This window comes from Tessaracoccus oleiagri, assembly GCF_900103275.1.
In the GTDB taxonomy this organism is placed as follows: Bacteria; Actinomycetota; Actinomycetes; order Propionibacteriales; family Propionibacteriaceae; genus Arachnia; species Arachnia oleiagri.
Genome location: NZ_FNGP01000003.1, coordinates 456,837 through 468,757 on the forward strand (window position 1 = coordinate 456,837; position 11,921 = coordinate 468,757).

General features: G+C 65.1%; 5 protein-coding genes and 3 pseudogenes. 7 read left to right on the forward strand and 1 reads right to left on the reverse strand.

Annotation, left to right across the window (positions count from 1 at the left end; genetic code table 11):
* Positions 1-79 precede the first annotated feature (79 nt).
* Genes BLR46_RS10085 through BLR46_RS10095 form a run of 3 tightly spaced genes read left to right on the forward strand, consistent with a single transcriptional unit; the run spans position 80 to position 6,529 of the window.
* Entirely contained in the window at positions 80-1,282 is a 1,203-nt protein-coding gene (locus BLR46_RS10085) for a DUF6361 family protein (protein ID WP_093251625.1), read from the forward strand.
* Complete coding sequence (locus tag BLR46_RS10090; protein WP_093251628.1) at positions 1,275-3,143, forward strand: phospholipase D family protein; 1,869 nt, start codon at positions 1,275-1,277, stop codon at positions 3,141-3,143. The genes BLR46_RS10085 and BLR46_RS10090 overlap by 8 nt, the downstream gene beginning before the upstream one ends.
* Positions 3,140-6,529, forward strand: coding sequence for a helicase-related protein (locus tag BLR46_RS10095; RefSeq protein ID WP_093251630.1), 3,390 nt, complete (start codon positions 3,140-3,142; stop codon positions 6,527-6,529). Before BLR46_RS10090 ends, BLR46_RS10095 begins: the two co-directional genes overlap by 4 nt.
* 604 nt (positions 6,530-7,133) lie before the next feature.
* Here the strand turns inward: BLR46_RS10095 and BLR46_RS15605 are convergent.
* Positions 7,134-8,365, reverse strand: a pseudogene (locus BLR46_RS15605) (IS30 family transposase).
* 152 nt (positions 8,366-8,517) lie between these two features.
* On the opposite strand from BLR46_RS15605, the pseudogene BLR46_RS10105 reads away from it, so the two are divergent.
* The 4 genes and pseudogenes from BLR46_RS10105 to BLR46_RS15610 all read left to right on the forward strand — a co-directional run.
* Positions 8,518-9,327 (forward strand): annotated as a pseudogene (locus tag BLR46_RS10105) (IS256 family transposase); the annotation flags it as partial.
* A gap of 223 nt (positions 9,328-9,550) precedes the next feature.
* A complete protein-coding gene (locus BLR46_RS10110) occupies positions 9,551-10,771 on the forward strand; it encodes an IS110 family RNA-guided transposase (RefSeq protein WP_093251632.1) in 1,221 nt (406 codons plus the stop codon).
* A 73-nt stretch (positions 10,772-10,844) separates the two neighbouring features.
* Positions 10,845-11,351: pseudogene (locus BLR46_RS10115) on the forward strand (transposase); the annotation flags it as partial.
* Between the two features lie 351 nt (positions 11,352-11,702).
* Positions 11,703-11,918, forward strand: a complete 216-nt coding sequence (locus tag BLR46_RS15610) for a 3'-5' exonuclease (RefSeq protein ID WP_245701641.1) — start codon at positions 11,703-11,705, stop codon at positions 11,916-11,918.
* Positions 11,919-11,921 lie beyond the last annotated feature (3 nt).

Here is an 11,921-nt window from a genome sequence, read left to right on the forward strand (position 1 = left end):
CTGGCTAAGATGCCTTGGACAGAGGAAGGTCCGCTACACGGCTGGCACTTGCCTGACAGCTCAACTTGGAGGGGCGCGGTTGTCATCCATCGCCTGGCTCGACACCTCAGCGGATGAGCAGCGACGTATCCGCGAGGTGATCGCATTGTTCACGCAGAAGGAGACGCTCGACGAACTGGGCATCGGCCAGATCCGGGACGCGTTCAGTGATGCACTTTTCCCGGGGATCACCACGATCCAGACACGCGCACGCTACTTCCTGCTGGTGCCTTGGGCCTATGTGAAAGAGAGCAGAGCGGGCCGGAGCGCCGCAGAGGTCCGGGGCCGCGTCGAGCAGTCCGAGCGGGATCTCGTGAGGACGCTCAACCGCCTCCCTCAGCAACAGGGTGTCATCGGCGCCAGAGCCGGCGCTGGGGTTAAGAACCTACCCTCCTCGATCTACTGGAACGGATTGCTCACGTTCGCCATCCTGCGACGCGACACCGCACTCGACCAGTTGACCGGGGCCAGTCGGGTCGAGAGTGACGGCGCCGACGAGCCCGCGAGCCGAAGCGTTGGCGACTGGCATCCCACCCTGCCAGCCGTTCCCGACGGTTTCCCTTGGACGCTGCACGACGGTCTCAACATGACCGCTGCTGAGGCATCTTGGCTCCGTGAGCGAATCTTGGAGAGCGTCCCGGACACCTTGCTTGCACACATCGTTGCAGCGGATGCGCCACCCGCAGGCGACAGCCCCTATCCGTGGCGTGACCCCATCTGCCAGGACGCGCCAGACCCCGTCGCACGGATTCTGCTCCATGCCGCGCTGTTCTCCTTGACGATCCAAGGCGCGACCCGGCTGTACGAGGTCCTGCTGTCCGAAGCATACGAAGAGGCGGGATTCACCACGGTTCAGAGCGGCGTGGAGGAGTACCACGAGCAGTTCCGTGCATGGCTGGATGACGTGGACGACGCCCGTCATCAGTTGGAGGCGTGGGATCGACATGATTTCTGGAACGAGGTGCGCTTACGCAGCCCCAGGGTGTCACCACGTACGAGACTCTTCGTCGACGCTTGGACCGACGGCTTGTTCGACGGCACCGTCCACGCTGCGCTCGAAAGCAGTGCCTCCCGCAAGCTCATCTCGAATCGCGAGGCAACCATGAAGGGCAGGCAAGCACGGCTGACGAACCGGAAACTGCTCGGTCAATGGGGCGGCGGGGGCGGCGGCGGACTCAGCTACCGTTGGGCCACCGCCAAGAGGATCCTGTCTGACATCCACGAAGGTTTGGCTCGTGTTTGAGCCGGACAGTCGAGTCGTCTTGATGGATCAACTCCGACCGCCTGCTGGCTATCGGCTGGAGTCTGCGGTTGCCACCACCTTCACTCTTCACTTGGCGACGGCCTTGGTCGCTCCTCTGTCCTTTGCCTCTTATGACCTGCGCACCCATGAGGACTCCATTGCGGTGCTGGAAGCCGTGCGGGCTTGCGCCGATCGCGTCGACATCTTCTGTCAGGCGGGCCAGATTGCCGTGCCGCAGCACGCCTCGGACCTGATGGCGTTCCTCGAACCGATGCTGCATCCGCTCCGTCGACCCCGACCGGGTCGCCTGTTCCATCCCAAGACCTGGGTGCTGCGCTATACGGCGGCGAATGCACCCGATGCGTACCGACTCATCTGTTCCACCCGGAACCTGGTGGACAGCCGGGCGTGGGATGCAGCGGTCATCCTCGACGGCTCCCAGATGAAGCGATGCCTTGACGGGAACCGCCCGCTGGCTCGATTCCTGCGCCAGCTGCCGAAATGGGCAGTGACCGATCTGGCTCCCGAACGACTGGAGCGAGTAAATGACCTCGCCGACCGCGTGGAGCGCGTCGAATGGTCGCTGCCGGAGCTCGTCAGCTCCGCCCATTTCCATGCGATGGGTGTACCTCGACTTCTCCCGGACATGGACTTCTCCGGATACCGCCACCTGGTCGTCTCCCCGTTCCTCAACCGCGAGGGCGTCCGCCACGTCAGCGGGAACAACGCCCAGGACGTGGCGCTAGTGTCCCGTCCGGAAGCGATCGACGCGCTCGGGCCCGAGTTCCTCACCGGTCTGCGGCGCCCCAACGATGACGCGGTGTTCGTCCTCGACCCGCTGGCGAACCTGGACACCGGAAGCGTTGAGGCAGAAACGCCCGCGACTGGCGGCGACGGAGGAGGGACGCACCGCCATGACCAGCCGGCGAACGGCGACGAGCTGGTCGGCCTTCATGCCAAGATCACCATCGCCGAACGCAACCGCGGCGAGACCCACGTGTTCGTCGGTTCGGCCAACGCTACCGACGCGGCATACGGAGGCAACGTAGAGTTCGTCGTCGAACTCGTCGGCCGGGCAAAGGACCTCGGAGTCAAAACCATGATGGCGATCCAGGAGGATCCCACCACGGCCAACTTTCGCAGCCTCCTGCAGGCGTATACCCCGGAACCGGACCGAGCGATGCCGGAACTGGACGAGGAACTGCACGCCCTCGAGAACCTCCTGCGAAGCCTCGCAGCTGTACCTTTTCGCATGGAGGTCCAACCGGTCGAGCGGGATTACCGCCTGCATCTGACCAGCGAAGCCGAGTTAGATTTCCCTGAAGGTCACGTCGTACAACTAGCCCTGCTCACCGAGCGCGGCATGAGCCACACCCAGACCGAGCCCGGCCGTTGCGATGCCAGCTTTGTGACCGTCTTGGCGGACATCACCCCGTTCGTGGTGATGCGCGTGACGAACACGACCAATCTTGTGCTCAGCACCGTCGTGCACGCACCGCTGCAGAACGATCCCCCGAACCGACTCGATGAGGTCTTGGCGCGACAAGTGGACACGCCCGAGAAGTTCCTCCGATTCCTCTCGCTCCTGCTGGGACTCACTGACCCTTCGGCGATCCGGGCCGACGAGACCAACATCGGCGGCGCAGGAGCACCCTGGGGTATGCCTGCTGGGGGCCGGACGGGTTTGTTCGAACTCGTCGTCCGGGCCCTGGCCGATCGACCGGACGTGCTGCGTGACTTGGACCGGCTCGTGATCCGTCTCCGCGAGACGGATCGGGGCCGCGAGGTCCTGCCGGACGGGTTCGACGCGCTCTGGGACACGGTCACGGAGGCACTGGAGAACATGGAGGCGACAGGGTGATCGAGCCGCGGCTATTCGACGCCGAGCCAATCCTGAACGGGCTCACCGGGTTTCAACGCAACACCGTCGAGCACGTCATCGATCGGTTCTATGGCGACGATCCGAGCGACCGTTTCCTCGTCGCCGACGAGACGGGTCTGGGAAAGACGATCGTCGCCCGTGGGGTCATCGCCCGTGCCGTCGAGCGGCTGCAGCGCAACGACCACGTCGACCGGATCGACGTCGTCTATGTCTGTTCCAATCTCGATCTCGCCCACCAGAACCTCCGCAAGCTGAATGTGACCGGGGGAGACCAGCTCGGCATCGCGAGCAGGCTCACTATGCTCGCAAAGCACTCACGCGACTTCGTCCAGTCCGGTAGCGACGGGCTGGCGAAGTCTGTCAACCTCGTTTCGTTCACCCCCGGAACCTCCTTCAGCAGCAGTTGGCGCTCGGGCAAGGGTGAAGAACGGGCGATGCTCTACCTGATGCTCGAGAACAAGATGCGGCTGCGGGGATCGCGGGCGGACGAAGCTCTGCGCGTCCTGCAAGGGACGGTGTCGACCGCTGCACGCTTCCGTTCCCATTACGTGGAGGAGCTGCGCTGGCAACTGACCCACGGGAGGGATGGGATCTCCGAGACGCCCGAAGATCCGGACCTGCCCGACTGCATCGATCCCCGGATCGCGAGGCCTTTCCTCGGGGCAGCAGCCGACGACGACCTGCTCGACGAGTTCGAAGAACTGATGGGCGCTCTCCGACATGGCGGGTCTCCCTACGACGCATCGACCCTCGTCGGACGGATGCGCAATGTACTGGCGCGAGAGAGCGTTCGTATCCTCAAACCGGATCTGGTGATCCTGGACGAGTTTCAGCGTTTCCGAGATCTATTGACCGAGGAGACCGAGGCCGGCGAACTGGCACACCACCTGTTCAACTACAACGAGGAGGGCAGCAGCCACCGAGCCAAGGTGCTGCTGCTTTCGGCCACGCCGTTCAGACCGTTCACCTACGCGGAGGAAGTGGCAAATGGTGACGAGCACCATCGGGACTTCCTTCGGATCGTGCATTTCCTGACGGGCGAGGACAATTCGGCCACAGGTCGGATCGCGGCCTCGCTTCGCGATTACCGCCACGCACTGGTGACAGGCAACGCCTCGGAAGAGATCACTCGTGAGGTTCGCCAGCGTCTGCTCTCGGTGATGGAGCGAACGGAACGGCCGCGGATGCTGACCGACGCCATGTCGCGCGAAGAGAGCTCGCCACTGCGTCCGCCACCTGCGGACGACCTGTTCGGCTATGTGGCGCTCAAGCGCCTGGCGCGAACGGTCCAGGCGCCCTTCTCCATGGAGTACTGGAAGTCCGCCCCCTATTTCGTCAACTTCTTGGACGGATACAAGCTCTCCGACCAAGTGCGAAACGCTCTCGTCGACCCAATGCAAGCCGAGACGGTCCGGTCGGCCCTCCTAAACACTCAACGGATCAACTTCCAGGCAATGGATGCGTACGAGCCCATCGACCTCGGCAATGCCCGCATGCGCGCACTGGCTGACGACACCATCTATCGGGGCTGGTGGAAACTGCTGTGGGTCCCGCCGTCCCTGCCATACCTCGAGCCCGGTGGACCCTACGCCGAGGACTTCGCCCGAGACATGACCAAGCGGTTGATTTTCTCATCTTGGATGGCCACTCCGGGCGCGGTGTCTTCGCTCCTCAGCTACGAGGCAGACCGGCTGGGGGCGGGGGACGCCTATGTGGGGACGACGGACGAGGAGCGGGACAGGGATCGACACAACCGTCGCAACCTGTTGGCCTATCGGATGGATCCAGATGGTGACCGTGAGCGCCCGTCGTCGATGTCCACGTTGGCGCTCTTCTGGCCCATGCCCGGGCTGGCCTCGCTGGGCGATCCGCGACGGGCCGACCTCCATCGCGGATCCGAGCCGCTGAGCGCCGACCGGTTGCGCGCCAGCATCGTCTACAAACTCGTCTCTGATCACAAGACCGATGTGCCAGACACGCCGGGGCCCAAGGCCTCGCACTGGTTCGAGGCACTGCGACGCGCCGACTCCTCACCGGAGGGCGTGACCATCTCTCAGGTTCAGGAGGCGGCGAGCGGCTTCTCCGCTGAGGAGGAGTTGGATGCGCAATTCGGCAGCGAACCGGTCCGACAGACGAGTGAGCGCAGGCTACGGCACTTCGAGTTGGCGCTGAAGGTTCGTCTCCATCCGCAGGACCGGGCGGTGACGGAGGAGGCGCTGTCCAGGATGGCGGACGTGGCTGCCCACAGCCCGGGCAATGCCGCTTATCGTGCACTGTCGAGGATCTCTGCGGATCAACCGAAGGTCAGCGAAGCGGGCCTCTGGTTGGCGGCCCTACGGCTGTCGTCAGCTTTCCGCACGCTCTTCTCGAGGCCCGAAACGTCGATCTTGATCGACCAACTCGTTCCTGACCAAATCCCTTATTGGCGAAAGATCCTGCAGTACTGCGCCTGGGGCAACCTCCAAGCGGTGCTCGACGAGTTCGTGCACCACGTGCATGCCGCTCAGGGTGCGATGGCTCTCGACGATGCGGCGCTCAAGGAGATCGCGAGTATGGTCGCGAATGCGCTGGAGTTGCGTCCAGCCACGTATGAACTGTTCGATCCTGATGAACCGGCCGAGCAGAAGAGGATCCGAGCCCGGTTCGCCCTGCGGTTCGGCGGTCGTAAAGCGGCTGAGGAGACCAATCGTCAGCCACTGGTTCGGCAAGCCTTCAACAGCCCCTTCTGGCCGTTCGTGCTCGTCACCACGAGCGTCGGGCAGGAAGGCGTCGACTTCCACTGGTGGTGCCACGCAGTCATGCACTGGAACACGCCACCCAACCCCATCGATTTCGAGCAGAGGGAAGGTCGCGTGGACCGCTTCGATGGCCACGCGGTCCGTCGCAACATCGCCAGCCGGCATGGTCGCGCGATCTTGTCGAGCGACGACCCGAATCCGTGGCAGGTCGCATACCGCCTGGCAGGGGACGAGCAGGAACGGCTGGGGGAGTTTGCGCCGCATTGGGTCTATCCCGGGCGGGCGCGCATCGAGCGGCATGTGTCACCCTATCCGCTGAGCGTCGACTCGGTTCGGCTTCAATCGATCAAGCAGGACGTCGCGCTGTACAGACTGACGTTTGGGCAGCCGCGTCAGGAGGACATGCTGGAACTGCTGAAGATGCAGTACCTGACGGCGAGCCAGAAGGAGTTGGAGGCACTTCGGCTGGATCTCAGCGCGCCGCCCAGCGCAGGACGAGGCGGCAGCACTGTCAGCCGATCGGGTGAGGAACCGCTTCAAGTAGGACCGAAGGTAGAGATCGACGGCGTGGATGTAGGTGTCTCGGTGAAGTTCGGGACTCATGACTGGTCGCCCGAAGATACTTAGGCGGACTCCCCCCGTGAGCGTTTGCCTCTATGTTCTCTCCGGCTTCTCCACGAGTCCCACTTGTCGTGCGATGCAGTGCAGATGCCGGCTGCGATGATCAGCCCGGTCCAAGAGTCGATACTCATGCCCCTACCGAAGAAGTTGAACTTGGGGCCCAGAAGCTCCGCCGGTAAACCATGCGACGCCAGGAGATGGTAGAGACCAGCGAGTGGTAAGGAGCCGGCAACGATGATGAAACCAACGATGAACAAGCAGCCACACCCGCACCCGGTGCAACTCGATACGTCGTCGATGAACCTCTCTCCGACTTTCCACATAGCGGCGCAAGCGGTTATCAAACCCAAGAAGAGCACTGTTGAGCCTAGGACGCCCAGAATGAAGCTCACCATTTGAGTCTAAGCGATCGCGACATGCTCGGGGACAACTGCGGGCGATGCGGCTGCCCATTGCGCCCGAAGTGCCATGAAACACACACGATCGCCGGCGATTCTGGGGCGCGACGCCACGAATCTTTCGTACGTTGCCCTTGCCGGATTACGAGATCAGTGGCCTGTGTCGACGACGACCGAAAGTGAGGCCGTTGGGACGGCTTGTGTTCCAGTGGTCATCGCAACGAGGGGTGTTCCTGCGAGGTTAGCATTCTTCGGAAGAGCTCGTCTGGAGTCTGGTCATCGAGGGTGATGCGGGGCCGAGTATTGAGTTCGGACTCGATGCGGGCGAGGTCCTTGGGGCTGTGGATCGTGAGGTCGGTGGACTTCGGGAAGTACTGACGCAGGAGACCGTTGGTGTTCTCGTTGCTGCCGCGCTGCCATGGGCTAGCCGCGTCGCGGAAGTAGATCCGCAGGCCGGTTTCGGCGGTCACCTCGAAGTGTCTGGCCATCTCGGTGCCTTGGTCCCAAGTCAGGCTACGGCGCAACAGTTTCGGGAGGTCGCGGAAGGTTCGAACGAGGGCGGCGTGCATCTCATGCGAGTTCAGGGCCGGCAGGTGCAGGATCTTGACGTAGCGGGTTTGCCGCTCGATGAGGGTGCCGATCGCGGAGCGGTGATGAGGCCCGACGATGAGGTCCCCTTCCCAGTGGCCGGCCTGGGTGCGGTCGGCGGGGGCGAAGTCTCGCTGGTGGATGGAGAGCATGGGTTGGGCGAAGCGTCGGCCGGCGCGGATCTCGCGCGTGTGAGCGCGGCGGTGGTCACGTCCGGTGCGCCGGGGCAAGGCTGCGGGTTTCCGCAGGATGCCGGTGCCGGGGCGGTAGATCGCCTGGTGGGTCGTCTCGATGGCCACGCGTTTGGCGGGCTCGTCGGGATGGAGTCGACGCAGGGCACGGGCGATCTGCTGGGGGCTCCATCGTTTCCGCAGCCGATCGAGCACGAAGCTGCGCAGGTCGGAGTCGGCCACGAGCTTGAAGGGCCGGGTCGTTGGCGACGGGCCGCGGCCGCGGCGTGCGCGTGGGATGGCCGGTACTGCCCGGTGGGGTGGCGGTTGCGGCGCAACTCGCGACTGATCGTCGATGGTGCTCGGCCGAGGACTCGGGCGATCGCGGTCGTCCCAAGACCGCGGCTGGCGAGGTCGGCGATCGGCACCCGCTCATCCTCGGACAGGAAGCGGGCGGAGATCACTCGAACGGCAAGGGGCTCCAATGGTGGCACGACCTTGACCGTGCCATCCTTGCGGCGAACTGTGGTTCCGTTCTTCCAGATGTTGCCGGTGGACCGCGCGATCCCGAGCTCGAGGCAGGCACCACGCAGTGATCGGCCCCGGGCCAAGAGCTCCAGGAACTGGCGCCGCTTCTCCGACATCGGCCGACGGCCGGGCCCCTTCTTGATCCGACGAGATGGCATATCAGGACTCCTATCGTCTCCCTGCTGGGTGGGTGAGTCCCCTAGCGTGGTGGCATCCCGGGTGGCTGGTCGGCGTGTCGTGAGATGGGCGATGGGCCATCGGGGATGCTCTTCGAGAAACGACCAAGTAACTCTTGTGAGGATTCACCACGATGACCCATCAGCACCAGTCTGCCCTACGTGGGCTGATCACAGAACTCCTTGACGGGAACGAGGACCTGCCCCGCGGCGAGGCGATGCGCCGCCTGCTCGAGGCCTCGCTCCAGGAACTGATCGAGGCGGAAGTGACCGCGAAGATCGGCGCCGGCTGCTATGAACGCACCGAGCAGCGCACCACCCGGCGTAATGGTTCCCGGCCGAAGCAGCTCGCCACCGGGGCTGGGACGCTGGAGCTGGCGATCCCGAAACTGCGCGAGGGCGCGTTCTTCCCCTCACTGTTGGAGCCGCGCCGCCGGGTCGACCAGGCGTTGTGGTCGGTGATCGCCCAGGCCCGGATCGGGGGCGTGTCCACCCGTCGGGTCGACGCGCTGGTCAAAGCCCTCGGCAACGAGGCCGGGATCTCCCGCTCCACCGTGTCCAGGATCTGCGGCGAGATCGACGAGTACGTCGGCGTGTTCCTGGAGCGGCGGCTCGACGACGCCGGCATCTGGTACCCCTACCTGTGGCTCGATGCGACCTACCTCGACGTCCGCACCGGCGGCCGGGTGGTGTCCCAGGCCGTGGTCGTCGCGACCGGCTGCGGCGTCAACGGGCACCGAGAGGTCCTCGGGATGGCGATCGGCGACGCGGAGACCACCGACTTCTGGACCGGGTTCCTGCGCTCGCTACGTGAACGCGGTCTGAAGGTCGCCACCGCCGAGGATCCGCTCGGGGTCGCGGTCGTGGTCTCCGACGCCCACGAAGGCCTCAAGCACGCGATCAAGGCGATCCTGCCCGGCGCCGCCTGGCAGCGCTCACTCGTCAAGATAGGGGGTGGTGGGAGTGTCCCGCCGGTTCATCCTCACCGTCGGGAGAGGACCTTGGCAGCGTGACCGTGAAGGTCCAGCGGCAGACCTGTCCCTCCCGGCGGTGGCGGATCTCGACTGGCTAGTGGGAGTCGTGCCCTGGGATGCCGGGAGCACCTTAGTGAGCGTCCAGGGGGATCGGCCATGAGGTTGGACTGTTCCTTTGGAAGGAGAACCGTTCATGCAAGATGACATCACACCGGTGTGGCCGGTGTTCGCCGGCATCGACTGGGGCAGTGAGAACCACCAGCTCTGCGTTGTTGCCGCCGACGGCACGCAAGTGCTCCAAACACGGGTCAGTCACGACGTTGCGGGGTTGCGGCAGCTGGATCAGCACCTCACCCGATTCGGGACTCGGCTTCCGGTCGCGATCGAACGCGCCGAGGGCCTCCTGGTCGAGCACCTCCAAGCGGCCGGACACGCGGTGTTTCCGGTCTCGCCGCGCATTGCAGCGCGGGCACGGGAACGCTACAAGGTCGCCTCCGTGAAGGACGACCGGTTCGACGCGTTCGTGCTCGCCGACACTCTCCGATTCGAGCACCAGCACTGGCGCGCGCTCGCGGTGCCATCACCCTTGCTTGCGGAGATCAAGGCACTCACCCGCGACCGAGATCGGCTCTCGGAAACCCAGCAGACCATCGAAAGCCAGTTGAGGATGATCCTCGAGGCCTATCACCCTGCTCCTGCGCGGTTGTTCTCGTCCGTGGATCGTCAGATCACACTGTCCTTTGTCACCGACTACCCAACCCCGGCGAACGCGTCGAGCGTGAAGGCCACCCGAATGGCCGGGTTCCTCACCCGCCATCACTACACGGGTCGCGTCCCGGCGCAGACGCTCGCGGACCGGTTGCGGCAGAACTTGCTTTCCGGCGCGCCGGGCACGGTCGCTGGCAAGAGCTTCTCCGCCTTGGCGTTCACCCAGGTACTGCAGCTGCTGAACACGCAACTCGCGGAGTTCGACGATGCGATCGCGGCCGCCACAGCAGAGCACCCGGACGCGAAGATTTTCGCCAGTCTCCCCGGCGTTGGACCCGTCCTCACCGCGGTGTTGCTGGCCGAGATCGGGGAGGACCGCGCGCGCTTCCCCGAGCCTGCGGTACTCCTCGCCGAGGCCGGTCTTGCACCAGTCACGCGCGCGTCGGGCCGGTCACGCTCCGTCCGCTTCCGCTACGCCGCGAACCGTCGACTGCGGGAGGCGACCATGTGGTGGGCGTTCAACTCCATCAAGCTCTCGCCCTGGGCCGCAGCCGCGTTCCGCGAAGCTCGTGACCAACGCGGTCAGCGCTACCACCGAGCACTGCGAGGCCTGGCCGCACGATGGACCCGCGTGCTCTGGCGATGCTGGACCAACCATGAACCCTACGACCCCACCCGCCACGGGACCGCCCCTGCAGCTGCCTAAGCCCGGCATCCACCCTCCGCCCGCCGAGGTCCCTCGGACCGCGGCCGTTCGACCGCGCCGTCCAGCCGGCCGCGCAAACACGAAGGGGTTGACAGTGGGAGTCTGCAGAACCCATTACGCCGCCAACCTGATGGCCGTCACCCCGAAGAGTCTCTGGCCGGCGGTCAAGGCGATGCTGCACTCCGTCTACGACCAACCCGACCAAGCATCCGTGGAGGCCCAGTTCGACCGGCTGCTGGACTACACCAGCGAGAAGCTCCCCGAAGTCGCCGAACACCTCGAGCACGCCCGAGCCGACGTGCTCGCGTTCGCGACGTTCCCCAAAGACGTCTGGACCCAGATCTGGTCCAACAACCCCGCCGAACGCCTCAACCGCGAGATCCGGCGCCGCACCGACGCCGTCGGGATCTTCCCGAACCGGGAAGCCATCATCCGGCTCGTCGGCGCCGTCCTGGCCGAACAGACCGACGAATGGGCAGAAGGACGCCGCTACCTCGGCCTCGACATCCTCGCCCGCTGCCGACTGACCACCATCACCAACACCCAGGAGGTCACCGAACCCCTCGCCCTCACCGCCTAGACGAAGGAACCGCTACACCACTCCCCGGGACTTGACCCTCGTCGGCGCCGTCACCCGGCCGATGACGCTCGACGAACTCGTCGAGGACGCCATTCGCGACGCCGGCAATGACCCGTTCGGGGCCCGAACCTCGGTTTGAACGGAGCGAGAGCCTGACCGCTGAACTCGATTTCGCCGCGCACCAGGCCAAGGCGTGGGTGGACGCCGGGGGCGTCGCGCCGGAAATGATCGCGGTGCTGATCCGCGACCGGGCGGACCGAGACCGGGTGGGGGTTGGGCTCGGAGCGGGGCGTCGAGGTCCGCGCGCTGGAGACGGGCACCGTGAGAAGTGGAACCCCGGTGGTGCTTACTATGCACCGGGCCAAGGGGACCGAGTTCACCAAGGCTCTGCTGTTCGGGCTGTCCCAGGACTCGATCCCGATGGGCCTGGACGCGTACGACTACGACGAGGAGGAGCGCTCGGAGGCGACGCTTCGTGAGCGGTCGCTGCTGTATGTGGCGGCCTCCCGGGCGCGCGACGAGCTCGTCGCGACCTACAGCGGGCAGCGGAGTCCACTGCTCGCGTGATGG

What these genes read in the sequence shown, in the direction of transcription:
- BLR46_RS10110 (WP_093251632.1), top strand. Translation starts at nt 9,551, where the DNA reads ATGCAAGATGACATCACACCGGTGTGGCCGGTGTTCGCCGGCATCGAC.
- BLR46_RS15610 (WP_245701641.1), top strand. Translation starts at nt 11,703, where the DNA reads ATGCACCGGGCCAAGGGGACCGAGTTCACCAAGGCTCTGCTGTTCGGG.